This is a genomic window from Brevibacillus nigriterrae (assembly GCF_049846925.1).
Classification (GTDB): Bacteria; Bacillota; Bacilli; order Brevibacillales; family Brevibacillaceae; genus Brevibacillus_H.
In genome coordinates this window covers 40,009-62,309 of sequence record NZ_JBNCMT010000008.1, presented here as the reverse complement: position 1 = coordinate 62,309, position 22,301 = coordinate 40,009, and the positions used below count along the sequence as shown (strand labels likewise).

Sequence of the window (22,301 nt, the reverse complement as noted above, 5' to 3'; positions counted from 1 at the left end):
ATGATACAACTAGTTATAAGTAAAATCAAAAGACCTGATTATTATATTTAGATCATCAGAATTTCACGTATGTCTTGTTCCGTTAACGTGGACAATGCTTCTTGACCTGGTTGAATGACTTCCTCAATCAGGTTTTTCTTTCTTTGCTGAAGTTCAATCATCTTTTCTTCCACGGTACCTTGTGTGACAAGTCGGATCACCTGAACGACGTTTTTTTGTCCGATGCGGTGGGCACGGTCGGCAGCTTGCTGTTCTACAGCCGGATTCCACCAGAGGTCATAGAGGATCACGGTATCGGCTCCCGTCAAGTTCAAGCCTGTACCTCCAGCCTTTAAAGAAACGAGGAACAGGTCACGCTCGCCGTCGTTAAATCGATTGCATAATTCCACTCGCTCGGAGGCAGGTGTCTGTCCGTCCAGATAGAAAAACGGAATCCCTAAATATCCCAGTTCCTTGCCAATCATGCCCAACATCTCGGTAAATTGGGAGAAAATCAGCATTCGCTTGCCTGCGCTCCGGCAATCATCCACAATCTCCAGAAGCTGTTCGAATTTGGCTGAACTTCCCCTGTATTCTTCGACGAACAGAGAGGGATGACAGCATAACTGGCGGAGACGGGTTAAACCAGCAAGAATTTTGATTTTGTTTTTATCGAATGTTTCCTTATCCAGATGCTTGAGTGTTTCCTCTCGAAGTTTAGCAAGATAGGCAGCATACAGTTTCTTTTGCTCCGGTAACAGTTCAGATGCTTGGATCGACTCAATTTTTTCAGGCAGCTCCGTTAGTACATCTGTTTTCAACCTGCGAAGCAGAAAGGGACGTGACCGTTTGGCTACGATTTCACGAGGCAATTCATTAAATTGTCTTCGATTCGGGAACAAATCTGGAAAGACCGCATCATATATGGACCACAATTCTTCGAGCCTGTTCTCCACCGGAGTACCCGTTAAGGCAAAACGGTAGGTTGCTTGAATTTCTTTCACTACCTGCGCGGTCTGGGTATGGTGGTTTTTGAAAACTTGCGCTTCATCCAGGATCAATGTGTGGAAGAAGTGCTCTTGGTACATCTGAATATCTCTGCGCAAAAGTGGGTAAGACGTGATGATCACATCGACCTCGGCTGCTGCATTCAAGAGCGTATTACGTTCTGTCCTGGTACCATCGATAATCATGGAACGAATTTCTGGAGCGAACTTGTTTATTTCATTTCGCCAATTATATAGAAGAGAGGCGGGAGAAACGATAATCGCTGGCTGTTTTTGCTCCCTGATCTCAGACAATACAGAAACGATAAAAGCGATACTTTGCAACGTCTTTCCAAGTCCCATATCATCAGCAAGAATTCCACCGAAATGGTAGTGGGCAAGCGTCTTAAGCCATTGGTAGCCATATTTCTGGTAGTCTCTTAAAATTGGTTCCAATTTCTCGGGTACTGGGAAATCCAGATGATCCGGATTCCGCATATTTTCGAGTAGCTGGCGGAAGGATTTGCCTAGCTTAATGGAGTTTCTCGTTTGCTCGGTATGGATCAAGCGAAGTCCGCGAGCAACAGGAATACGGATTTCTCTGCCTTCCACGTTATCCGAGTCGATGCCGATTTCATCCATGAAATTATGAATATCCTGGAACTCGCTGCTTTCAAGTGGCAATAAAGCACCATTGGGTAAACGGTAATACCTGCGTTTTTCTTCGAGCGACTTCAAGATTTTGCGGATATCTGATTCCCGGATTCCATCCATTTGAAATTGTAGTTCCAGCCAGTTCATTCGATCATTTAGACTGACACTTACCTTTGGTGGAGTATGTCCGGTGTGAAGGCGCTCCTTTACTGCAGAGGTAGCATAAACCTTAACCATCTTTTCCAATTGGGGGACGATGTGGTAAAGGAAATCATATTCGGCTTCCTCGTCACTTAGATAGTAGCCGCCTTCTGTTTTAGTAAACGAACTTTGCTCCATCAGTTCCATGATCTTTCGTTCCTGATCTCCATCTCGCATGAGAATCCGGTCGGTACTGCGTTTCACATTGCTTTCATCCAAAGGGTTAATGATTATATCACCGTACTGAAACTCCAATCCGGCTAATAAACGATCCCTTATCCGATCCAAATACAGATTTGCCTTCAATTGTGTTTGCAAAATGCGATTCGAAACTGCCTGGGCAATCTGTACACGCCCCAGTTTCATCAGGCCAGGAACTACTTTTTCCATGAACGGTTCCATCTGTTCTTGGGTTATTTGAATCTGGTGCTTTTTTGAGCTTTCCAATATCTGTTTCAGTTCCGTAAGACGCTTGCATTGATCGACGGGAAGAGAAAAAATCTTTCCTTCATAATGAGCTATGCTGTACGGCTCCAGGATGGCAAGCTCATCCAGACCGTGAACCTCCAACTGATAACCTTTTTTGTCCGCTTGATCGAATTGAAATTGTAGTGGAATCGGTTCGTCGGCTAAGTGAATCCCATGATAGGATTTGTCTCCAATTACAAGCTGTACAGAAGGAGCATTCGTGAGTAATGGCAATAGTGCCGGCCATGTAGAAGGGGGCACAAGAAGGGCCCGATCTTCGTTTGATCGACTGACAGAAGTGGAATAGCTGTTCGACGTCTCCAGATACATCCGTTCGTTCTGGCAAATATGGATTAATTGACGGATAACTTGATCATTTTCCTGATGGAAGCTGTGAAGCTCAGGATCATAGGTAAAATGCTTGGAAAACACATACGTTTTTTTCCGTTCGACATGATCAAGAAATTCCCTGATCTTTTGAACGACATATATCCGTTTTGGCCCTACCTTGAGTTCAATGCCAAACAACTGTTTTTTATAACCGAGAGTGATCAGTTTGCAAATAATTTCTACCTCAAGCGGTGAACGCGTATCGAAGTAACGTCGTGTACCACTGGGTGGCTGCGGACTAACATGGAATAAACTAAGCAATCGACTGGTCAGTTCGGCATCATTCGTCGGATAGGAGGGTTTGGGGGAAGTCGGACGAAAAGACAAACCATCCTCATTCTGAATCTCCTTGATACTAAACAAAACCGCAGCGATATGCTGGCAGAAGTAGTTGTACGAACCAAGGGAGGGGCACGTGCACTCTGCCCCAACATCACCATTCTCATCCAGATCGATCGTTACCTGGTGGATACTAATCCCTTTGACGGTTGCTTCGAAATGAGATGTTTCGGGATCGCAGAGCGTAAAAGTCACTTTTCGCGAACGAAAATAAGCTTCGCCTTTTTTGTAGGAAGCTTCACCGCATAGCATTTTAATGACCTTGTGGGTCAACTGAAAGCTCATTTCTCTGATCCTTTCTTTGGACAAATTGGACTAACTCAGAAAATTATTACGCTTGAAAGCCTCTCATAATATGAGTCAGCAGCGCTTTGTCCAAATGCAGCTCACGCTTGTTCACTTTCTTCAACAGATTTCGTGTGTTGTCGCTGGTGAATGTGATGCTGCGGTTCAAGTATTTTTTGAAGACACTCATTGCGTGGTGAAAGGACTTCTCTTGCTCGGTTAATTGTTGCTCCGAATCAAGCGGTACTGTTTCCAGATTGGGAAAATCCAGAACTTCCTTCATACATTCAATGATCAGCATTTGGGTAGGTGGTGCAGGATTCGTTATGTTATAAATCTTGTTCTTTTCTGCGTGAGTTAATGCTGTTGTCAGGACAAATGATACATAATCAACTGGAACAAGGTTAGTCGTTTCATGTACATCAGCTACAATCCGGCACTGCTTGGCTTCCCAATCTTTTGCCCGGGAAACTCTTCTTTTCAATACACTGAGACCTTTCAGGAACCCGTACATACCAAAGTTCGTCTCTGCTTGTCCTGTTTGAGAGTCTCCGATGATTATCGATGGTCGCAAAATGACAACATCCATTTTACCCTGATAGGACAAAACGAGATGTTCTGCCAGACATTTGCTCTCTTCATAGTGATTGACGAACGGACGGTCTGGATTGTACAGTTCTTCTTTCCCTTCCAAAGTATCACCTAACGTATAGGCAGTGCTGACGTATAAAAAGCGGGGACAACCGATTGCGTGAGAAAATGCAAGCGTGTGTTTGGTTCCTTCTACGTTTACTTTAAACGTATGGGTTTTCTGATTGTCATCAAAAGAAAGAAAAGCAGCCAGATGATAGACAGCGTCAATTTGCTGGTTCAACTGACGGACTGATTCTTCGGAGATTCCTAAACCTTCTTCTGAAACGTCGCCTAATAGTATGGAGATGTTGTTTTGTTCGTTTGGAGTAAACAAATCCAAGTATTGAGTTGCCCTCTGTTCATTACGAACCAGTACAAACAAGCGATGGCCTTCGTTTAGCAATTCTTGTGAAAGCCGTTTTCCGAGAAACCCGGTCGCACCTGTTATTAGTACATTCATTTTGACTGACCGCCTTTGTTCATTCTAGTTTCTATTAAAAGGGATTTTTACCCAGTAGTTCTTGTATAATGGAAATGCTAAGTGAAAATTAGACCATTAGTTGATTATACGACAAGGAGTGTCTGAAAAACTATGAGTTATCTTGACACTTTTATACAAGTTGCACCCGACTGTCCTGTAACCAGCAGCGTCATTCCCGCAGCCCGCAATGAAAAAAAGCCAATGCACGTCATTCAATACGAATTGCTCGCCCAGCATCCATATGAATATACACACGAAGATTTGTTGTTTGAGGTGCATATTCGCCGCAAGGAATTTTCCCGTGAAGATTTAGCCAACCGTGGAGAAGAGATTCGAGCCGAGCTGTTTCAGAAGAAGCATCCTTGCCTTAGAGCTTCGTCGCTTCCCAAAAAGTATGGGTGGGGAGTTCACTACAACTCTGAGGGTAAAATTGCTCTTTATGGAATGGAAACGGACGAATACAAGAAGTTTGTTGAAGGAGTACAAGACGGTAACACTCAGTTGTTGTATGCGTTAAAAAGCAAACGAGGATAAGATCGATGGATGAAGGTGAGTATGGAATGAAAACGCCGAAAATCGTTGTAACAGCCGGAGCAATTATCAGAGATGCAGAGGGGCGTGTATTGCTGCAGAAAAGATCTGACGATGGCAAATGGGGCTTTCCGGGAGGAGCACTGGAGCCAGGAGAAACGATTGAACAGGCCATGCTCCGAGAGGTATGGGAAGAAACAGGCTTAACTCTGCAAGACTATCGTTTTTACACTGTATATAGTGGGCCGCGCATGAATTATATTTATCCAGACGGCAATCATGTTACGTTTATCATGTTTATCTTTGAAGCTACTTTTGATTTTACCGGGTTACTCGAAGGGAGTACGCTTCCTTTTCAAGATCAAAATAACGAATCGCTTTGTTTGCGCTTGTTTCATTTGGAAGAAATTACTCCTGATATGATTACAGAGGCCAATATACCAGTTTTAATAGATTTACAGCAAAACAATTGTACGCTACTGCGTTCCTAGCTAGGAGGATGTATGAGTAGATATACATTTATTGCTTCAGATAACCAATTACCAGAGATTGATCAAAGCGGATTTATCAAACGAAAAGTGAAAGATATCAAAAAGATGACTCCCCTTCCAAGGGGACCGGTCGATTGGGATGAATTGGACGACGAGGCAGACGTTCTCTATGCTGAAAGCGAATCTGATCTTGGTGGCTTGCAAGTTTCATTGTGCAACAACACGCCATACGACTTGGAACACTATATCCAGAAAAATTATGTATACTGGCTCGGAGGCAATTTTCAATCGAAATGTGTACAGCAATTACTGGATTATCTTCAGGCAAATGTCTCTAAGGAAGATAAGGTAGAGTTGTGGTCCATCTGGTTTGGAGATGGGATTCAAAAAATAAAGCGCAAAATGATTCCGCTGGAGGCAATCACGGGGAATGATTTGGAGTTACTCGGAAATATAGATTGTTGTATTTCAATTGCAGGTTGACTTTTTCAAAAAAGAAGACAGAAAGACTAAGCATTACTGCCTAGTCTAAAGTAATTCTAGTTTTTTGATGATTTCTAAGTACATCCGCAAGCCCATAGACCACCCTGTTTTACGCAACATTGAGAATTAACTGCTGAAGCACTTGGAATTACACTGAAAAGGCTACCAATGACAACAGACAAAATGATTAACTTTTTCACGAATTTCACCTCCTTTTCTATAAGGAGAAAATAACATATATTCCCAAATGAGTATGTAGTGCAGTTCACAGAATGAAAATATGAGTTAATCGAACTGATTTCACCGTTTGGTTTTAATAAAGAACGCTTAGTGGAGGAATTTAGTCAGATAAAATGGGAATTTGATGCATCATTTATCCCAAATCACTTTAGTGATGAATATAGCAATATAGTTGAAGAACTATTTTTCTATAAAAAATGGGAGAAGGGGTTATTTTTAGCTCGCAAAGTTGCTTGGATAGATGAACCGTAGTTTTATTCAAAAGGGAATTAAGACGATGTGAAATGAAATAAGATCTATTTTGGGAATAGGTGAATACATACTCTATAAACTGTAAAGTTCTTAGGCGAAGTGGGAACAGGAATGCGAGAAATGAGGTATATTAATGAAATTCCCAATTCATTTATTTAAAGAATCTACAGACGATTTAAAGATCGTTTATGAGTACACAAATTTTGAAAAATTACCAAATGGATATCTCCGAATATCAAAAGACAGGGAATGCGTTTTTGATAATAATATTCCTAATATTAAAAACGGTGTTGAGTTTGGTCTAGAGGTTGAAGCACAGCTATTGCCTCTGGTAATAAGTAGAGACCTTCCGACATATTTTACGATGTTAGTAGATCAGCCCTTTGAAAGTGCATTTATTTGCAAAGCGAACATATATGAAAATACTCAATTGTTCGCCTATTCTCTTGAAGGTCCTGAATTAGGACGTGTCCAACTTGGACTTAATACAGATGGAAGTATTGATTCGATAACTCATTTGAAAATCTATAATAACGAAGTTGAAAATACCGTTGATAAATATTTGCGAAATAAGAAGGGCTTGGTTTTTGATGAGTTAATTGTAGTAAATGAAAACTTCGAAGAAATGAAAAAGAGAGTGCTTAATAAGATTTCTAATCAAGATCTTACTTTAGAGGATATTCCAACTCCTTATGATAACTGGAATAATATAAACAAATTTGCTCTGACATTCTTTCCTAAGGGTGGTATTCAAGAAGCTATAAATATAAAAGAGAAATTAAGGAATGCATTTAGTAATAAGGTAAGTTTAACATCCTTTTCTTTTAATGATCTTAGAACTCATTTGTTTGGGGAACAAAGAGGTAGCAACCATAGGGGTGATTCTCCATCAAAGCAAAATATGGTTCTAGTTTACGAAATTATTAAAGCAATTCGTGAAAAGGTACAACTCGGTCATAAAGAATAAGTGAAGTTTCATCCAAGTAGACCTTACAATAGTGGCTGGATATATACAATCATTGCTAGATGTAATCTTACTTTAGGTAATGAATGTCAAAGTGTCTTCGAGAAATGGATAAAGAAAATAAAGAAAGAATACGATCCCTTCAATGAAATGAGTTCTCATATTGAGTATGTATATTTGTAGGAAAACAATATTTTGTCGAGAGTTGTACAGCAATATAGTTCAAAAGAAGAATAAGGTATATCAAATTTCCTCAATAGTTAGAAAAACAAAGGCAATAAATGAACAACAACACCCAGGATAAAGAGAATAAGAAGTATTTGGTGCACTTTCTCTTTAAGATTATAGAAATAAATTTGTGCAATCGTACGAACAAACCAAAATAATGCCATTCCTAGCAATAACGCTTGACCAATTCTTGTAGAGATGACTTCACCAGAATAGAAGAAGTAAATACAACCTACGAGTAGAAAAATGAAAGTCAGGCAAATGTTCAGTGTTTGCATAACGGCTCGATTAACTGCTGACACATGTTTTAGCTGCTCATTCCATTTTAGTAAACGCCAAAAGAAAAGGTGAAATAATCCAAAGGCGAAGTTAAAAACAGCTGCAGCTTTAATCACCAACATCGCTATCAACCCCTTAATTTTGTAGCTCTGCTCTAAATGGAGGATATCAATAACATGAAGAAATTCACAGTTATATTTTTACTATTTATTATTTGCCTTACCGTAGGTTGCAGTACCAAGATGTCCAGCTCTCCTTCTGAAAGCATACCGCTGTCATCATCGTTGACTACAGACCCTTCTTCTATTACGTCAACCAGTTTAAAAACGTCAAATAATAATTCAGTTATCTTTTTATATGATTTCATCTTCTGAACTCTATGTGAGAGATAATGGAAAGCCGTATTTTGGACACAACGTTTTCGTAGATGGTACTTATTCTCTTCAGAAATGAAGAATACGAATTTCAGAGGAAGTGATATGGTATGAGTTATGATCTTCATATTACCAAAGCAGATCATTGGATTTTTAGCGACAAAAATCCGATTACCGAAGAAGAGTTAGAAAAAGTAGCTGATCTTTTAGAGACTTACAGGGGTATTCCTTTTCTGTATCAAGATGGCAGAATCACTTTATGCCGTGCAGATGAAAGGGTAATCGGTCTTATGATTGATATAGCTAATAGATTAGATGCGCGAGTACAAGGGGATGAAGGCGAATACTACAACAATGACGATAATAAATATCCACATCCACCAGATTATCTGCGAGAAGATTTAGGTGAACCTGAAATAGAAATCCCTGAAGAAAAACAACGATTTGTTGAAACTCTCCAAATCAATGATGAGATCTATCACCGTAAATATGGAAAAGGGCAAATTATTGAGGTATTGGGCGAAGGTTTGGACACAGAACTCAAAGTAATGTTTCTAGAAGGGCAAAGACCAAAAAGGTTACTTGCTTATTTCGCACCAATTGAACCATATAAACAAGTATAGAATGGCATTCTAACGAAATCGCCAATTTGAGAGGGATGTAGAGGTGGCATGATGAGAGATAGAGATAGTACTTCATTACCAACGTATTTAGTAGGAGTCTGGTCGTCATGCGTTTTTTACTATGATGCTTTTGAAGACTTGCTTCTAACTTTTGATGAGAATGAAAACGGGTTTTATGCTTATTTAAGACCTTGGTATTCTGATATTACCTTATTTCATTGGAAGGTTATGGAGAATAATGTGATTTCTATTGTTGGGCAAAAAAATTATGTGGTGGATGAAAAAAGAAATTCCATTGAAGAGAATATTGTAACGAAGAGTTTCAAGGTAAATATTAAGAATATTGGTACGGGTACGGATTTATCTGGATCCATTATCGATATTTTTGAATTGGAAAGCCCTCTGTTTAATTGGATGACTTCTGATAAATTTGGTCGTATTGAAAAAGACTTACATACTAACTCCATACATCGAGCAATAAAATGTGGTGATCTTAAAAGTTTAATGTCAGAGTAGATCTTGTTGTTATTGATATGATCAGCTTTGCCGTTTTGGAAAAAGTGAATAAACAAACTGAATCAATCGGGTTCATTTTTGATGAGAATCAACAGATTTCAGGTTTTGTTAAGACAGGTTTTGCGCCGAATGAGATTCATGAACAGGTGGCCAAGCTCTTTTATGAGTTAAAACCATTGATGAAAAAGCTATCTTACCAATTGAAGATTGGATAAAGAATGTAGAGTATTTAATCCATCTTGCAACGTTGTGGGCTTGGTTACATTCGTCTGAGATGAAACCTACAAAGATCAAAAGAAATAAATGCATTGCTTTTGGATGGGTAGTAGCACGAGGATATCATGGATTTGGTGGTGGTATTATTAACCAAACTCATCGTCGCGCTCAAACAGCCATTGATATGTTAGAAGAGACTGAAAGTGGAGCAAGTCCACTAAGAAGTTTAGAAATTCTATACGGATTATATGATTTTTGTGGTTTGAATGAGAAGTAAAAAGAGGGGATAGCCATGAAAGGGTTAGATGAACTTGTTTATGATGATTCTGCATTGAAAATAATTACTCAGTGGATTTTTGAATCAAATAATAAAAATGATGCAGTTATTCTTCCTCCTACTAAAGAGTTTGGTGAAAAAGAATTAATGGAACTTCAAGTCACTACCAAATCTACCCTGGGCGCTATTGCCTACTACACTGGAGGAATTTTACTCCAACATGGTTGGCTCCGTATTTTGGGGTCAGGCCATGAAAAGTTACCGAGAACAATTACATCATGGAGTAAAGAGTGTGAGGTTAAACAAGCCTTGCTAGTAGCCGATGATGTAGTTGGAGGTTTTTTTGCTTTAAATGGGGGATTTATTGAAGAAGGAATTGGTCAAATTTTTTACTTTGCCCCTGACAGCTTAGAATGGGAAGGTCTTGAGATGGGGTATACAGACTTTCTAAATTGGGCTTGCACCGGGGATGTAAATAAATTTTATGAAACGATGAGGTGGAGTGGCTGGGAGAGCTACGTTGCCAATATGAATGGAGATCAAGCTATCTCGATATATCCACCTCTATTTTCAAAAGAAGCACAATCAGCGATAGAAAAATGTTCAAAGAAACCTGTCCCAATCAAAGAGATTTGGGGTATAAATAATCAATTTAGAAAGCGATTTAAATTGGAACTCTAAAGATTGAGAGTAAAATGACAATGATTCTATTAAAACATGTAATGATAAGGTTTGGTTCATCGATAATCGCATTTATGGTCTATACAATCCTATTATCTTTATTTTTTTCATCTGGATTGGCTGAATTTTTTAGAGCATTTGTGTTTTACTTTGTTTTTGGCTTTTTTGTTGGATATAAAGGTGTTGTAATTTTACCATTCTTATCATTATTTTTAGATATTCCTATAGATAACATACTTTCAAGAACTAAGTTTCCTGGTTTTATTATTTTGTTCGTAAAAACTATTCTATATTTTATTTGTGGAGCTTTGATTGCATTTTTTGTATATGGAAATGAAAGCTTTTTGATTGCATCTGGGGCTATAGTATCTACACTCTTTCTCATAATTTTTACGGTTTTATGGAAATTAAATAAGGATTAAAGAAAGGTGCAGAGAAAGCTAGTTAAAACTGCAAAAATATTCAGATTCACTGGAATCCCAAAACAAGGAGAACGCTATGGAAGAAAAAGTTAGAAAACCAATAACCTATTTTGTTGCAATCAAGGTCAGCTTTCGATTATATGCCTTGTATTTGCTGATTAATGGACTACTGTCCGCTCTTTTTTTGATTCCTTTTGTATTTATGGAAGACAACTTTTTTATTATCTTAAAAAAAGCTGATGAAATGTTTATAGGTATACTTGATTTACTGATGGGAATAGCACTATTAATGTTTACAAATAAGTTTACCAGTAGAGTAGTAGATGACATGGATAGAGAGTTTACTCTTGAAATGGATGAAGTACCATATATTGTCCAGTGTGTATTAAAATTAATTCTTATTGTTTTTCTCATTACATCTGCTATTGATGTCCTTGGTTCTATAGGGTTTGTGGTGTTTTTACAACTAACAGAAATGGAATGGCCAAGTTCCAATATTTATAGTCTTGCCGTATTTTCAGTGGTATCTTTCATTTTTACCTTATTGGTATGGATGAATACGAAGAGAATCGTTCGAATGATTATTCGATAAGCTATAGATATGATAGAGGATATAATGCGAGAAAATAATACCTTAAACATAGGAGGTATAAAAATGTTCAAGTTTTTCGCAAACAAGAATAAGAAACAAGATAGCTACTCACTCGAAGAGCAGATCCTTACTCTCAAACAACTCGGTTTTACTTTTAACGTCGAAGATAATCAGTTAATAGACTCATTACTAGATCAAATTGAAAGAGATGAATTTGAAGAAGACCCTTTTTACGATGCTTCTAACTATTAGTGGCGCTGAACTTTTTGATGAAGACGATAAGGAAATTCGTTTATCAAATGATATATGGAGTTTTGATACTGAATGTGTAGAAGATGAAAAAATTTATGAACATATCGTAGTTCAGTTTACTCAACTGTCCAAAGGCAAATTTGTTATAACCAAAGCAGAAAGTGATGTTGACTTTGATAATGAGCTAGCAAAGATATCATTCGAATATAACGGAATAAATTATAATTGGGACATCGTGTTCGCTGATGACTGGGCAGATTTTGACCTGCTACGAAAGTTAGGAAATTTGGCTAATTCAAATATGGATTCAAAACAATATTACTATTTTCATGATGGGCAACAGCTAACCTTAATCTGCTGTGATCTTGAATCCATAAAAAAGCTAAATAATTTGGTGAAAAATCCTTATACTTTACTATGCTAGTATACACGTGTGTGCTTGAATATCTCGGTGCCATAGAGCCATTGAGTGAATGAGTGAGAACCACCTTGTTACTGAAATAGAGCCACGATGTTAATCGTGAAAAGTTACGTCAAGAGAAAAAGAAAGAGAGTACCTCATCGTGGCACTCTCTCGGGAATACTTGAAGCCTTAGCTCAAGTATTCCTTTTTTTTTATCGTCCAAAGGAATCGTGGAAAGATCCATGTTCACGTCTCAATGATTTAAAATATTGTCCTCCAATACGGTGAACTTATCGCCGTATTCTTTGATAATATGGCGCTCTCCCCAGTTGCAAAGCGCATCCAGAATCGGCTTGAGACTCCATCCGTATTCGCTCAGCTCGTATTCGACCTTGGGAGGCACTTGATGATACGTAATCCGGTTGACGATCCCGTCCGCCTCCAGTTCCCGCAGTTGCTGGGTTAGCATCTTTTGCGTAATGCTGGGCATAATACGCTTGAGATCACTAGTCCGCTTCTTTCCACGCGTCAAGTGACAGAGAATCACGCACTTCCACTTTCCTCCGATGACTTCCAAGGTCGCTTCCACCGAAATATTATACTTCTTATTTGTTCCTATACTCATGCGAAGCCCTCCAATTGATATAGGCACTTTTTAGTACCTATCGTACTTTGAAGTGCGTACTAGCTAAAAATGCTTGATCATCTCATAATAGCATGTATCGGCCGATGATTACCACGAATAGAGGGGAGAAAACATGCAATTGGATCAAAAACGGAGTATACTCGCGCTTCTGGCTCTGGCCATCAGCGCCTATGCGATCGGAACTACCGAGTTTATCAGCGTGGGGCTGCTGCCCCTGATCGCCGAAAACCTTCATATATCTGTCACAACGGCAGGACTGACCGTGACACTGTATGCGCTCGGTGTCACCTTCGGGGCTCCCGTGCTGACCTCACTCACCACAGGAATATCTCGCAAGTCTCTGCTGATTGCCATCATGGTCGTTTTTATCGCCGGCAACAGTCTGGCGGCGGCTTCCGGAAGCATCGGCGTCCTGTTGACGGCCCGCGTGCTATCCGCTTTGTCGCACGGTGTATTTATGTCGATCGCATCGACCATCGCCGCCGACCTCGTGCCGGAGAACAAACGGGCAAGTGCGATCTCCATGATGTTCTCAGGGCTGACGGTCGCCATCGTGACCGGCGTGCCGCTTGGTACCTGGATCGGGCAGCAGCTGGGCTGGCGGGCGGCCTTCGTCACCATCGCCGTTATCGGCCTGGTCGCGCTGATCGCCAACCTGATCTTGATCCCCGCCTCACTGCGTAAGGGCGTTCCGACCCCGGTGCGTGAGCAGGTGAAGCTGGTGACGAATGGCAGGCTGCTGCTTGCGTTCGCCATCACGGCTCTCGGGTATGGAGGCACCTTTGTCGTATTTACTTATTTATCCCCATTGCTGCATGAGATAACCGGATTTGCCGAAAGCACGGTTGCGGTCATCCTGCTAATTTACGGCGTTGCGATTGCGATCGGCAATGTCATCGGGGGAAAGGTTGCCAACCACCGGCCGCTCAATGCTCTGTTCTATATGTTCATCCTGCAGGCGATCGTGCTGCTGGTGTTGATGGTGACCGCACCATTCAAGGTAGCCGGGTTGATCACGATTTTTTTCATGGGCCTGCTGGCCTTCATGAACGTTCCCGGGCTGCAGATTTATGTCGTCATGCTGGCCGAACGCTTCACGCCGGGAGCTAAGGATGTAGCTTCCGCCGTCAACATCGCGGCATTCAATGCTGGCATCGCAATTGGGGCCTATCTGGGTGGTGTGGTCACCGATTCGATGGGATTGATTCATACAACCTGGATCGGCGCTGTCATGGTCTTAGCAGCGGTTTTACTGACCGGCTGGAGCATGGCACTGGAACGCAAGGGTGGACGGGGTCGCGCTGTGCAGGCGGGGCCTGCTCGGTCCTGACTGTCGAGCTCTTGTTTCCGCTATCTGGGCATCATCAAAGCAGACACGCTCAAAATGGCTAGGGCCGCTACCAGCTCCAAAAAGCCATCATATATTCAATTCTACCATTGGAGGTTTTATCTATGACAACGCATCTGCAAGCAACAACGACTCTAAATAATGGAAAGGCAATGCCATGGTTCGGCATCGGTGTATTCAAAGTCGAGAACGGTCCCGAGCTCGTGGACGCGGTCAAAGCGGCTGTCGCTCATGGCTACCGCAGCATCGACACGGCGGCCATCTATGACAACGAGCGCAGCGTAGGCCAGGCTATCCGCGAAGCCCTCCAAGAAACGGGACTCTCCCGCGAAAACCTGTTCGTCACTTCCAAGGTATGGAACGCCGATCTCGGCTATGAAGCGACGCTCGCCGCCTATGAGACCAGCTTGGAGAAGCTGGGGCTGGATTATCTTGATTTGTACCTGATTCACTGGCCGGTAGCCGGCAAGTACAAGGACGCTTGGCGTGCGCTCGAAGCGCTGTACAAGGCCGGACGCATCAAAGCGATCGGTGTCAGCAATTTCCAGATTCATCACCTGGAGGACCTGATGAAAGATGCAGAAATCAAGCCGATGGTGAACCAGGTCGAGCTCCATCCGCGGCTCAGTCAGCAAGCACTGCGCGACTTCTGCGCCCAGCATGACATTCAGATCGAGGCATGGTCGCCTCTGATGCAGGGCCAGCTGCTGGACAACCCAGTGCTGCAGGAAATCGGCGCCCGTCACGGCAAATCGGTCGCCCAAGTCATTCTGCGCTGGGATCTGCAGCACGGCATCGTAACGATTCCCAAGTCGACGAAGGCTCCCCGGATTATCGAGAACGCCTCGGTGTTCGACTTCGAGCTGACGAGTGAAGAGATGGCCCGCATTGATGCGCTGAACCAGAACCTGCGGGTTGGACCTGACCCTGACAATTTTGACTTTTAAGTCTGGCCCGGCCATAACAAAGAACGCCAGTTTCCCTAGCAGGGAGCTGGTCAGCCTGTTGAAAACCTCAACAGGCTATTTCTTTTTTTGTTATATATCTATTCACCGCGTTAATATGGGAGTGGTTACATAGCATTCATGCAGGGAATGTAGATCTTGCGGAGGAGGAGCTGTGCAGGGCAATAGCCGTTAGAATCTATCCTTTGGCATCGAGCTATACTCTAGCGTTTTGACAGATTCAGTTGCCATGAAACCCCATACTTATCTGCAACCCATGCGAATTTTTCGCTAAATGGAGAAGGGGACAGCGGCATTAGTACTGCGCCTTCTTGAGATAACCTCTCGAAAACCCGATCAATTTCTTCTTCAGAATCACAGGTTACGAATAGAGACATGGCCGGAGTAAATGCATGATGATCTCCATTTGTATTGTCGATGCACATAAATTGCTGCCCTTTTAGCGTGAAAATTGCATGCAAAACTTTTCCGTCTGGATGATGCACAATACTGATAACCTCGGAACGGTCAAATAGTGAAATGTAATTATTCATTGCTTCTTCTGCATGACCAGAGAACATCAAGAAGGTAGTAATTGTTTGTGAGGAATTAACCATTTCCAAACAGCTCCTTTACCAATCAATCTATTTCAACATGCCGATTTAAAAGTTTGCACGTTCACTTACGATTTTAAACTTCTTCTCCAAAGAAAAAACACTCTCACAAAGAAGAGTGCTTTTTTGCATGGTCTTCGCCGAAGTAGTGATCCGGGCGGACAAACTGATGAAATTGCAAGTATGGCAGTCCCTTCATTTGCATAATCGCACGGTAATAACCATATGCCTTGAACAAATGTTTGTGCATCCGATCTTCATACTCCTGGATAGTGGATGAATCGAATCGTAACGGCTGGTACTTCATCCCATTTCCTCCCGTTAGAACATCAATAAACGTCTGCAATAGCATATGTTTCTGTAATTTAGAAGGGAATAGGCCTGATTTATTCCATAAGATTAACTACTTTTACGAGTATTGCTGTATCCATGATTTCCTTGTGTTGATGATTCAGTCGGTAATCCTTGATCACAATGGTTGCTCTACCTTCTGCGGCATAGTCAGGGTTTCCTAGCATCGCAAGGAGTTCATCTTGATTTTCATTTTCAAGGATAAACCCTCTCGATTCTCTCTCGTCACTTGCAAGTAAGGGGAGATTGTTAGTTGACTCCGGGTCCACAGTAAATAAAATACCTGAGAAAAATTCATGATCTTCTGAAAATCGTGTGAATGTGCCAGTCAGCGTTGTTTCTCCCTCAAACTGTGCTGTGACATCGTTCGTTTCCAGATTGTAATCAATAGAAGTCAGTCTCATACCTGCATAGACATCGCCAATTTTCGCAGAGTCGGCATAAAAGATTTGGGGGGACGCTTTCTGGTGTACCTGCGACATGGGCAAAAAAAAGCCTGTCAAAACGAGCAAAATGGCGAGCATTTTCATTATCGTTCCATACCTCCTGCAGTAGCTTTACATGCTTAATTCCTCGACATTTTTACCCGATTGCTTTTTCCGTGCAAAAGGAGCATACAGCAAATAGAACAGGAACAAAGCGACCAGTTCTAGAGAAACGATGTACCACGGATAAGGTCCTAGATAATCAAACAGGCTCGGATTGCTTGGTTTTTGGGAGACAAATAAGTAATTTCCGCCCGTAAGCCAGTTCGTTACGAGTGCAACAGGTAGCAGTAAATTTAGAAACCCCATAGATTTCCACAAGGATTTATGTGTAGGTTGAGCCTGTTCAATCCACGTCATATACAAGCACGCTAGGATGATGCAAATATGTGCGATAAAGAAATGAAAGAAACGAAAATGCGGATAAGGATAAAATAACTCCGGTGTGATCATCGCTTGTGCTGCACCGCCTAAACCCCAGAAAAACGTTATTTCATATATGCCATAACTTTTACGCAATAGCATAAATACGGACAACACTAGCGAGACACTGCATAGTTGCAAGGGAAGCATATATGCGGCCGACCAGGTCCCGGTCGCGATATGCCAATATTGAAAAGAAATTTCCGTCAAAACCAGCAATCCGGCAAGCCCATAGCGAATGTACTGTTTGATCGGATGCTGCCTGATTTTTGTGCGAAAAGAATAGATAAGGACAATCAATCCCAAGAGTATACCTAGTACCATCAGATGGGATAATGAAAAGAGTTGAAAGGGTTCGCCGCTGATCGTGAATGCCAAATAAGGTGAATTCATCATCAAACCTCCACAAAAAAATCCAGCAGGATCACCAAAGCCTATGAAAAGGAACAGACCACCGGGAAGCAATAATTGCCTGGTGGTCTTTCTTGTGAATCAAGACTCGATGTTTTACTTATGTATTCCTTACATTTTCCATTCCAATTGACGGCCACCGATGATGTGATAGTGCAAATGAAAGACCGTTTGTTGTCCGTGCTGGCCGGTATTCGTAACTACGCGGAATCCGGTTTCAGTCAAGCCCATCTCCTGTGCCACTTTTTGGATGGACAGGTGAAGATGACCAATGAGTTCTTTGTCTTCTTCTTTCACGTCAAGTACAGACGAAATATGCTTTTTCGGGATAATCAACACATGGACAGGAGCAATCGGGTTGATGTCATGGAAGGCAAGTACATGCTCGTCTTCGTAGACCTTTTTGGACGGAATATCGTTGTTGATGATCTTGCAGAAAAGACAATCCATTGGAAAACACTTCCTCATCGTAAATTTACTTCTATTCTAGTTGAAAACGAAGTCGTAGCCAAGTACAAAACGGCAGTTGCCGTTTTGTCGACCGCAAGCGGTCAAATCAGGTTTTATGAAAAACGTCAAGACGTTTTTCACATAAAAAACGGTCAAGACGTTTTTTACATAAAAGTATTTCCGACTAGGTAGATGCTGTGTCAAAAGGTGGATGCTCGGATATATTGACAAAGATAGCATGAATGTAAAGGGAGAATGAGCCGATGCCGATCCCGTCCTCAAAGTGGAGTCTGCACAAGTTTTACCGGAAACATGCTGATCTTTGCAAGTATTTACCGCCAACTACGATTCTAAGCAAAACTTCCTTTCGCTCGTACTTGTCTTCTTTTCACTCTGTTTACGTGAAGCCAGATCGGGAACATCGGGGAAAAGGGATATTTAAAGTTTGGAAAGCTGATCGTGGGTACGGCGTCGTTCACGAAAAAGGAAAGCCTCGCTTCTATCGCTCGAAGCAGGATGCGTACCACTATATTCGAAAAAGAAGTTTCAACCAGCGTTATATCGTACAAAAGTCCATCCCGCTTGCCAAAATTCAGGGACGCATTATTGATGTGCGTGTGATGATGATGCGCAATGGGCAAGGGGCATGGGAATATGCAGGGATGATCGCCAAAGTGGCAGGGAATCGGAGCATCATCAGTAATGTGGCAAGAGGAAAAGGATATGCTTTGCCCGTAGGAACAGCCCTGCGTCGTTCCGGAAGGTTTACGGATGGACAAATCAAACAGCTCAAGTCAGCAATGGAGAGGCTAAGCTACCAGGTAGTCTATCATTTCAATCGCTACAAGTACTCAGCCCAAATTGGTGTTGATTATGGCATTGATCAGAAGGGAAACATTTCCATCATTGAGGTGAATTTCGATTTTCCATCGCATTCTCTGTTTGCTAAACTGCAGGACAAAACATTTTATCATCGCATCCGCTATTTAGCGAAGTCATTTAAAACCAGGGTAAGACGCTGAACGAACACTGAACCTACCCTTATAGATGAAAGGATGGTTCTCATTGAATCATGCGCTTCGATTTGACTGGATGAAACTTCAAGAGGCATGTGCTGCCATATTGGAACGAAATGGAGTTCCGCTAAAACATGCTGCAGTGGTAGCCGAATCTCTTGTACATGCTGATTTACGTGGAATTGAATCGCATGGCGTGTCCCGTCTGCCTATTTATGTGGAGCGAATCAAAAAGAAATTGATAGAACCAGATCAGGAAGTTGCCATGCTGCTGGATAACGGCTCAACGATTTTGCTCGATGGTAGGAACCAGTTAGGAGCTGTCGTCGGTGATGCAGCATTACGAGAAGTGCTGACAAGAGCCGCACAAACAGGAATCGCCATGGTGGGAGTGAGGCACTCCAATCATTTTGGTGCTTGTTCCTTCTATGCAGAGAAAGCTATTCATGCTCGACAAATCCTGATCGTTCTATCGAATGCACCGCAATCCATGGCGCCAATCGGTGGTTCTCGTCCATTCTTGGGTTCCAATCCATTAGCCATTGGCATTCCAAGTAAATATGAGGCTCCGTTCCTGCTTGATATGGCTACTAGTACGGTAGCGAGGGGCAAGATCGTCCTCGCTGAAAAGGAAGGCAAGTCAATCCCAGAAGGCTGGGCAATTGGGGCGGATGGTCAACCAACAACCAATCCGGCAGAAGCGTTACTCGGTTCGATTCTTCCGGTTGGGGGAGCCAAAGGATACGGTTTGGCACTGTTTATCGATATTCTCTGTGGTCTGTTGACTGGTGCTGGCTTTGCCGATCAGGTGTACAGCTTATATGATAATTGGGATCATCCCCAGAATATTGGCCATATTTTCATTGCAATTCATATCGATCATTTTGTTTCTTATGAAAAATTTACACAAAGCATGGAGCAATACTGCCTACAGTTGAAAGCTGAGCCAACTGCTGTCGGTGTATCAGAAATATTGATTCCAGGTGAACGAGAGTATCGATGTATGATCGCATGCAAACAAGAAGGGATTCCGCTCGGGCACGCCACCGTTGCGGAGTTGCAAAACCTTGCCAAAGCTCATCAGGTCGATCTGAATCAATCCATTATTCATCCACAGAAACCATAAGCTTTCCTTCGTGAAAGGAGAAGATGTATGCAGCGATACATGTGTAAAGGAAAAATACATCGTGCGACTGTTACGCAGGCAGAACTCAATTATGTCGGAAGTATTACCATCGATGAAAAATTAATGCGGGAAGCCGATATCAAGCCTTACGAAGTCGTACAGATCACCAGCTTGCGCAACGCTACAAGATGGAAGACCTACGCACTACCGGCACCTGCTGGATCAGGAAAAATCTGTTTGAATGGTCCGCCAGCCCATTTGTTTCAGCCGGGTGATCTTGTGATTATTCTCAGTGTCGGCTTGTTTGATGAGGAAGAAGTGGCATCACTTATACCTCGCGTTGTGTTTGTTGACGAGCAAAACCAGATTACGAAAATTGAAGAGCATCATTTGATTCGTAATGAAGAAAGACATTGATTGATAATATAGAGTAGAGTATGGTAAAATACATGTGAATGTAAATTAATGAACGGAGTTGAAAAGGATGTAATTTTTTCTTGCTAATAAAAAAATAAAACAAAGATAGCGATTATTTCGCCTGTTTTATTCTTTATATGCAAGAAAGTTACTACATCTTTTCACTCAATCAATATATCCTTATCTAACTCTGGCTTGAGTTGGATTTGCTGTATATTTATTTTGAGCTACAAGAAAGTAACTTTCTTGTAGCTTTTACTATTTATACAGGGGGATTGTTTTATGTCGTTAATCAACGTGACAAACCTGACGTTTGCCTATGATGGCAGTTACGATAACATTTTCGAAAACGTAAATTTTCAAATCGATACTGATTGGAAACTTGGTTTTACAGGAAGAAATGGCAGAGGAAAGACAACATTTCTTAATCTCTTGCTAGGTAAATACGATTATAGTGGGAAGATTTCTGCCACTGTCAATTTTGAGTATTTCCCTTTCCCAGTAGAAAACAAGGAATATCATACCCTTGATGTAATCAGCGACATCGTTCCAGACTATCTTCACTGGGAATTGCTACGTGAACTGTCCTTGTTACAGGTGTCTGAGGATGTTTTATATCGTCCATTTGAAACATTGTCTAACGGAGAACAAACAAAAGTTTTGTTGGCTGCATTATTTCTGAAAGAAAACAGCTTCCTTTTAATCGATGAACCAACCAATCATCTGGACATGAAAGCAAGAAAGCTTGTCAGTGACTATCTTCGTTCCAAAAGCGGATTTATTTTGGTATCCCACGACAGAGCATTTCTTGATAACTGTGTCGATCACATACTGTCAATTAATAAGACCAGCATCGACATTCAGAAAGGCAATTTCTCTGATTGGTGGGAAAATAAACAGAGGCAAGATAACTTCGAGCTTGGTGAGAATGAAAAGCTAAAGAAAGACATTAAACGCCTGGCGGATGCTTCAAAACGAACGAGCAACTGGTCACACGAAGTAGAAAAAACGAAAAACGGCACAAGAAATTCCGGTTCCAAACTAGATAAAGGATATGTTGGCCACAAGGCTGCGAAAATGATGAAACGCTCCAAATCAATGGAGCAAAGACAGCAATCTGCTATGGAGGAAAAGTCCAAGCTCCTGAAAAATATCGAAACCTCTGACAGCTTGAAGATTTCACAGCTTTCATTTCACAAAAGCCGTCTCGTTGAACTTGATCATGTTTCGATATTTTACGGTGAAAAGATGGTTTGCGACGATGTGAGTTTCACAATCGAGCAAGGAGAGCGAATTGCACTTTCAGGTAAAAACGGATCGGGAAAATCAAGTATCCTGAAACTGATTTGCGGGGAGAACAATAACTACACGGGCACTCTAAGAAAAGGGAGTCAACTGAAAATATCCTATGTCTCTCAGGATACGTCATTTTTGCGAGGCAATTTAACTGATTACGCGAGACAGAGTGGGATTGATGAAAGCCTCTTTAAATCGATTTTACGAAAACTTGATTTTTCCAGAGTTCAATTTGAAAAGGATATGTCTGCATTCAGCGGTGGGCAAAAGAAAAAAGTGCTGATTGCCAAAAGTCTTTGCGAAAACGTTCATTTGCATATTTGGGATGAACCGCTAAATTTTATTGATGTTATTTCACGCATGCAAATTGAAGAGCTGCTGCTAGAATACTCACCAACCATTCTTTTTGTTGAGCATGACAGTGAATTTTGCAAAAATATTGCTACAAAGATAATTGAACTGTAATGTGAAAGCCCTTTTACTTCCTTTGAGAGGTAAAAGGGTTTTTGCATGTTTGTGAACAATTTTGAAAGA

Annotated in this window: 28 protein-coding genes; 19 read left to right on the top strand and 9 right to left on the bottom strand. The window is 41.5% G+C overall.

The annotated features are described in order from the left end of the window. Positions 1–47 precede the first annotated feature (47 nt). Positions 48–3,302: an SNF2 helicase associated domain-containing protein gene (locus tag ACPW7N_RS07975; protein WP_425650522.1), complete on the bottom strand. Its 3,255-nt coding sequence runs from the start codon at positions 3,300–3,302 to the stop codon at positions 48–50. A 46-nt stretch (positions 3,303–3,348) separates the two neighbouring features. After that, positions 3,349–4,395 (bottom strand): SDR family oxidoreductase, encoded by a 1,047-nt coding sequence (locus ACPW7N_RS07970; RefSeq protein ID WP_425650521.1) that lies wholly within the window; start codon positions 4,393–4,395, stop codon positions 3,349–3,351. A gap of 132 nt (positions 4,396–4,527) precedes the next feature. Between ACPW7N_RS07970 and ACPW7N_RS07965 the strand changes: the two genes are divergently transcribed. The 4 genes from ACPW7N_RS07965 (at position 4,528) to ACPW7N_RS07950 (ending at position 7,380) form a co-directional block, all read left to right on the top strand. Further along, a complete protein-coding gene (locus tag ACPW7N_RS07965) occupies positions 4,528–4,950 on the top strand; it encodes a DUF6157 family protein (protein WP_425650520.1) in 423 nt (140 codons plus the stop codon). Between the two features lie 26 nt (positions 4,951–4,976). After that, positions 4,977–5,438: an NUDIX domain-containing protein gene (locus ACPW7N_RS07960; protein WP_425650519.1), complete on the top strand. Its 462-nt coding sequence runs from the start codon at positions 4,977–4,979 to the stop codon at positions 5,436–5,438. 12 nt (positions 5,439–5,450) lie between these two features. Beyond that, positions 5,451–5,921, top strand: coding sequence for a hypothetical protein (locus tag ACPW7N_RS07955; RefSeq protein ID WP_425650518.1), 471 nt, complete (start codon positions 5,451–5,453; stop codon positions 5,919–5,921). A gap of 625 nt (positions 5,922–6,546) precedes the next feature. Further along, positions 6,547–7,380, top strand: coding sequence for a hypothetical protein (locus ACPW7N_RS07950; RefSeq protein WP_425650517.1), 834 nt, complete (start codon positions 6,547–6,549; stop codon positions 7,378–7,380). Positions 7,381–7,637: 257 nt separating this feature from the next. Here ACPW7N_RS07950 and ACPW7N_RS07945 read toward each other — a convergent pair whose 3' ends face one another. Continuing rightward, positions 7,638–8,006: a hypothetical protein gene (locus tag ACPW7N_RS07945; RefSeq protein ID WP_425650516.1), complete on the bottom strand. Its 369-nt coding sequence runs from the start codon at positions 8,004–8,006 to the stop codon at positions 7,638–7,640. A gap of 362 nt (positions 8,007–8,368) precedes the next feature. Between ACPW7N_RS07945 and ACPW7N_RS07940 the strand changes: the two genes are divergently transcribed. The 9 genes from ACPW7N_RS07940 to ACPW7N_RS07900 all read left to right on the top strand — a co-directional run bounded on the left by ACPW7N_RS07940 (position 8,369) and on the right by ACPW7N_RS07900 (position 12,261). Next, positions 8,369–8,881: a hypothetical protein gene (locus tag ACPW7N_RS07940; RefSeq protein WP_425650515.1), complete on the top strand. Its 513-nt coding sequence runs from the start codon at positions 8,369–8,371 to the stop codon at positions 8,879–8,881. A gap of 48 nt (positions 8,882–8,929) precedes the next feature. Then, the gene (locus tag ACPW7N_RS07935; RefSeq protein WP_425650514.1) at positions 8,930–9,397 is read left to right on the top strand and encodes a hypothetical protein; all 468 of its coding nucleotides are present in this window, start codon (positions 8,930–8,932) and stop codon (positions 9,395–9,397) included. A 17-nt stretch (positions 9,398–9,414) separates the two neighbouring features. Further along, the gene (locus ACPW7N_RS07930; protein WP_425650513.1) at positions 9,415–9,612 is read left to right on the top strand and encodes a hypothetical protein; all 198 of its coding nucleotides are present in this window, start codon (positions 9,415–9,417) and stop codon (positions 9,610–9,612) included. A 59-nt stretch (positions 9,613–9,671) separates the two neighbouring features. Then, positions 9,672–9,890, top strand: a complete 219-nt coding sequence (locus ACPW7N_RS07925; RefSeq protein WP_425650512.1) for a hypothetical protein — start codon at positions 9,672–9,674, stop codon at positions 9,888–9,890. A gap of 15 nt (positions 9,891–9,905) precedes the next feature. Next, positions 9,906–10,571 carry a DUF2625 family protein gene (locus ACPW7N_RS07920; RefSeq protein WP_425650511.1) on the top strand — a complete coding sequence of 222 codons (666 nt, stop codon included), beginning with the start codon at positions 9,906–9,908 and terminating at the stop codon, positions 10,569–10,571. Between the two features lie 20 nt (positions 10,572–10,591). After that, positions 10,592–10,993, top strand: a complete 402-nt coding sequence (locus ACPW7N_RS07915) for a hypothetical protein (protein ID WP_425650510.1) — start codon at positions 10,592–10,594, stop codon at positions 10,991–10,993. Between the two features lie 76 nt (positions 10,994–11,069). After that, positions 11,070–11,585, top strand: a complete 516-nt coding sequence (locus ACPW7N_RS07910; RefSeq protein ID WP_425650509.1) for a hypothetical protein — start codon at positions 11,070–11,072, stop codon at positions 11,583–11,585. Positions 11,586–11,648: 63 nt separating this feature from the next. Beyond that, positions 11,649–11,837: a hypothetical protein gene (locus ACPW7N_RS07905; RefSeq protein WP_425650508.1), complete on the top strand. Its 189-nt coding sequence runs from the start codon at positions 11,649–11,651 to the stop codon at positions 11,835–11,837. Further along, complete coding sequence (locus ACPW7N_RS07900; RefSeq protein WP_425650507.1) at positions 11,821–12,261, top strand: hypothetical protein; 441 nt, start codon at positions 11,821–11,823, stop codon at positions 12,259–12,261. Before ACPW7N_RS07905 ends, ACPW7N_RS07900 begins: the two co-directional genes overlap by 17 nt. Positions 12,262–12,493: 232 nt before the next feature. On the opposite strand, the gene ACPW7N_RS07895 is transcribed toward ACPW7N_RS07900, so the two are convergent. Further along, positions 12,494–12,865: a winged helix-turn-helix transcriptional regulator gene (locus ACPW7N_RS07895; RefSeq protein ID WP_425650506.1), complete on the bottom strand. Its 372-nt coding sequence runs from the start codon at positions 12,863–12,865 to the stop codon at positions 12,494–12,496. A gap of 133 nt (positions 12,866–12,998) precedes the next feature. Here ACPW7N_RS07895 and ACPW7N_RS07890 point away from each other — a divergent pair, with 133 nt between their 5' ends. After that, positions 12,999–14,216 carry an MFS transporter gene (locus tag ACPW7N_RS07890; RefSeq protein WP_425650505.1) on the top strand — a complete coding sequence of 406 codons (1,218 nt, stop codon included), beginning with the start codon at positions 12,999–13,001 and terminating at the stop codon, positions 14,214–14,216. A 122-nt stretch (positions 14,217–14,338) separates the two neighbouring features. Continuing rightward, positions 14,339–15,181, top strand: coding sequence for an aldo/keto reductase (locus tag ACPW7N_RS07885; RefSeq protein WP_425650504.1), 843 nt, complete (start codon positions 14,339–14,341; stop codon positions 15,179–15,181). A 221-nt stretch (positions 15,182–15,402) separates the two neighbouring features. Here the strand turns inward: ACPW7N_RS07885 and ACPW7N_RS07880 are convergent, their stop codons facing one another. The 5 genes from ACPW7N_RS07880 to ACPW7N_RS07860 all read right to left on the bottom strand — a co-directional run bounded on the left by ACPW7N_RS07880 (position 15,403) and on the right by ACPW7N_RS07860 (position 17,912). Then, positions 15,403–15,795: a VOC family protein gene (locus ACPW7N_RS07880; RefSeq protein ID WP_425650503.1), complete on the bottom strand. Its 393-nt coding sequence runs from the start codon at positions 15,793–15,795 to the stop codon at positions 15,403–15,405. Positions 15,796–15,898: 103 nt separating this feature from the next. Beyond that, complete coding sequence (locus ACPW7N_RS07875) at positions 15,899–16,099, bottom strand: hypothetical protein (RefSeq protein ID WP_425650502.1); 201 nt, start codon at positions 16,097–16,099, stop codon at positions 15,899–15,901. A gap of 79 nt (positions 16,100–16,178) precedes the next feature. Then, the gene (locus ACPW7N_RS07870) at positions 16,179–16,673 is read right to left on the bottom strand and encodes a hypothetical protein (RefSeq protein ID WP_425650501.1); all 495 of its coding nucleotides are present in this window, start codon (positions 16,671–16,673) and stop codon (positions 16,179–16,181) included. A 27-nt stretch (positions 16,674–16,700) separates the two neighbouring features. After that, a complete protein-coding gene (locus ACPW7N_RS07865; protein ID WP_425650500.1) occupies positions 16,701–17,444 on the bottom strand; it encodes a YwaF family protein in 744 nt (247 codons plus the stop codon). Positions 17,445–17,573: 129 nt separating this feature from the next. Continuing rightward, positions 17,574–17,912: a histidine triad nucleotide-binding protein gene (locus ACPW7N_RS07860; protein ID WP_425650499.1), complete on the bottom strand. Its 339-nt coding sequence runs from the start codon at positions 17,910–17,912 to the stop codon at positions 17,574–17,576. Positions 17,913–18,175: 263 nt separating this feature from the next. Between ACPW7N_RS07860 and ACPW7N_RS07855 the strand changes: the two genes are divergently transcribed. From ACPW7N_RS07855 to ACPW7N_RS07840, 4 genes are all read left to right on the top strand, one after another. Next, positions 18,176–18,934, top strand: a complete 759-nt coding sequence (locus tag ACPW7N_RS07855; protein ID WP_425650498.1) for a YheC/YheD family protein — start codon at positions 18,176–18,178, stop codon at positions 18,932–18,934. A 43-nt stretch (positions 18,935–18,977) separates the two neighbouring features. Next, positions 18,978–20,054, top strand: coding sequence for an Ldh family oxidoreductase (locus tag ACPW7N_RS07850; protein ID WP_425650497.1), 1,077 nt, complete (start codon positions 18,978–18,980; stop codon positions 20,052–20,054). Positions 20,055–20,081: 27 nt separating this feature from the next. Continuing rightward, on the top strand, positions 20,082–20,471 hold the full coding sequence (gene panD / locus ACPW7N_RS07845) for an aspartate 1-decarboxylase (RefSeq protein WP_425650496.1): 390 nt from the start codon (positions 20,082–20,084) through the stop codon (positions 20,469–20,471). A gap of 282 nt (positions 20,472–20,753) precedes the next feature. Continuing rightward, positions 20,754–22,232 (top strand): Lsa family ABC-F type ribosomal protection protein, encoded by a 1,479-nt coding sequence (locus ACPW7N_RS07840; protein WP_425650495.1) that lies wholly within the window; start codon positions 20,754–20,756, stop codon positions 22,230–22,232. Positions 22,233–22,301: the final 69 nt, after the last annotated feature.

What these genes read in the sequence shown, in the direction of transcription:
- ACPW7N_RS07975 (WP_425650522.1), bottom strand. Translation starts at nt 3,302, where the DNA reads ATGAGCTTTCAGTTGACCCACAAGGTCATTAAAATGCTATGCGGTGAA.
- ACPW7N_RS07970 (WP_425650521.1), bottom strand. Translation starts at nt 4,395, where the DNA reads ATGAATGTACTAATAACAGGTGCGACCGGGTTTCTCGGAAAACGGCTT.
- ACPW7N_RS07965 (WP_425650520.1), top strand. Translation starts at nt 4,528, where the DNA reads ATGAGTTATCTTGACACTTTTATACAAGTTGCACCCGACTGTCCTGTA.
- ACPW7N_RS07960 (WP_425650519.1), top strand. Translation starts at nt 4,977, where the DNA reads ATGAAAACGCCGAAAATCGTTGTAACAGCCGGAGCAATTATCAGAGAT.
- ACPW7N_RS07955 (WP_425650518.1), top strand. Translation starts at nt 5,451, where the DNA reads ATGAGTAGATATACATTTATTGCTTCAGATAACCAATTACCAGAGATT.
- ACPW7N_RS07950 (WP_425650517.1), top strand. Translation starts at nt 6,547, where the DNA reads ATGAAATTCCCAATTCATTTATTTAAAGAATCTACAGACGATTTAAAG.
- ACPW7N_RS07945 (WP_425650516.1), bottom strand. Translation starts at nt 8,006, where the DNA reads ATGTTGGTGATTAAAGCTGCAGCTGTTTTTAACTTCGCCTTTGGATTA.
- ACPW7N_RS07940 (WP_425650515.1), top strand. Translation starts at nt 8,369, where the DNA reads ATGAGTTATGATCTTCATATTACCAAAGCAGATCATTGGATTTTTAGC.
- ACPW7N_RS07935 (WP_425650514.1), top strand. Translation starts at nt 8,930, where the DNA reads ATGATGAGAGATAGAGATAGTACTTCATTACCAACGTATTTAGTAGGA.
- ACPW7N_RS07930 (WP_425650513.1), top strand. Translation starts at nt 9,415, where the DNA reads ATGATCAGCTTTGCCGTTTTGGAAAAAGTGAATAAACAAACTGAATCA.
- ACPW7N_RS07925 (WP_425650512.1), top strand. Translation starts at nt 9,672, where the DNA reads ATGAAACCTACAAAGATCAAAAGAAATAAATGCATTGCTTTTGGATGG.
- ACPW7N_RS07920 (WP_425650511.1), top strand. Translation starts at nt 9,906, where the DNA reads ATGAAAGGGTTAGATGAACTTGTTTATGATGATTCTGCATTGAAAATA.
- ACPW7N_RS07915 (WP_425650510.1), top strand. Translation starts at nt 10,592, where the DNA reads ATGATTCTATTAAAACATGTAATGATAAGGTTTGGTTCATCGATAATC.
- ACPW7N_RS07910 (WP_425650509.1), top strand. Translation starts at nt 11,070, where the DNA reads ATGGAAGAAAAAGTTAGAAAACCAATAACCTATTTTGTTGCAATCAAG.
- ACPW7N_RS07905 (WP_425650508.1), top strand. Translation starts at nt 11,649, where the DNA reads ATGTTCAAGTTTTTCGCAAACAAGAATAAGAAACAAGATAGCTACTCA.
- ACPW7N_RS07900 (WP_425650507.1), top strand. Translation starts at nt 11,821, where the DNA reads ATGCTTCTAACTATTAGTGGCGCTGAACTTTTTGATGAAGACGATAAG.
- ACPW7N_RS07895 (WP_425650506.1), bottom strand. Translation starts at nt 12,865, where the DNA reads ATGAGTATAGGAACAAATAAGAAGTATAATATTTCGGTGGAAGCGACC.
- ACPW7N_RS07890 (WP_425650505.1), top strand. Translation starts at nt 12,999, where the DNA reads ATGCAATTGGATCAAAAACGGAGTATACTCGCGCTTCTGGCTCTGGCC.
- ACPW7N_RS07885 (WP_425650504.1), top strand. Translation starts at nt 14,339, where the DNA reads ATGACAACGCATCTGCAAGCAACAACGACTCTAAATAATGGAAAGGCA.
- ACPW7N_RS07880 (WP_425650503.1), bottom strand. Translation starts at nt 15,795, where the DNA reads ATGGTTAATTCCTCACAAACAATTACTACCTTCTTGATGTTCTCTGGT.
- ACPW7N_RS07875 (WP_425650502.1), bottom strand. Translation starts at nt 16,099, where the DNA reads ATGAAGTACCAGCCGTTACGATTCGATTCATCCACTATCCAGGAGTAT.
- ACPW7N_RS07870 (WP_425650501.1), bottom strand. Translation starts at nt 16,673, where the DNA reads ATGAAAATGCTCGCCATTTTGCTCGTTTTGACAGGCTTTTTTTTGCCC.
- ACPW7N_RS07865 (WP_425650500.1), bottom strand. Translation starts at nt 17,444, where the DNA reads ATGAATTCACCTTATTTGGCATTCACGATCAGCGGCGAACCCTTTCAA.
- ACPW7N_RS07860 (WP_425650499.1), bottom strand. Translation starts at nt 17,912, where the DNA reads ATGGATTGTCTTTTCTGCAAGATCATCAACAACGATATTCCGTCCAAA.
- ACPW7N_RS07855 (WP_425650498.1), top strand. Translation starts at nt 18,176, where the DNA reads ATGCCGATCCCGTCCTCAAAGTGGAGTCTGCACAAGTTTTACCGGAAA.
- panD (WP_425650496.1), top strand. Translation starts at nt 20,082, where the DNA reads ATGCAGCGATACATGTGTAAAGGAAAAATACATCGTGCGACTGTTACG.
- ACPW7N_RS07840 (WP_425650495.1), top strand. Translation starts at nt 20,754, where the DNA reads ATGTCGTTAATCAACGTGACAAACCTGACGTTTGCCTATGATGGCAGT.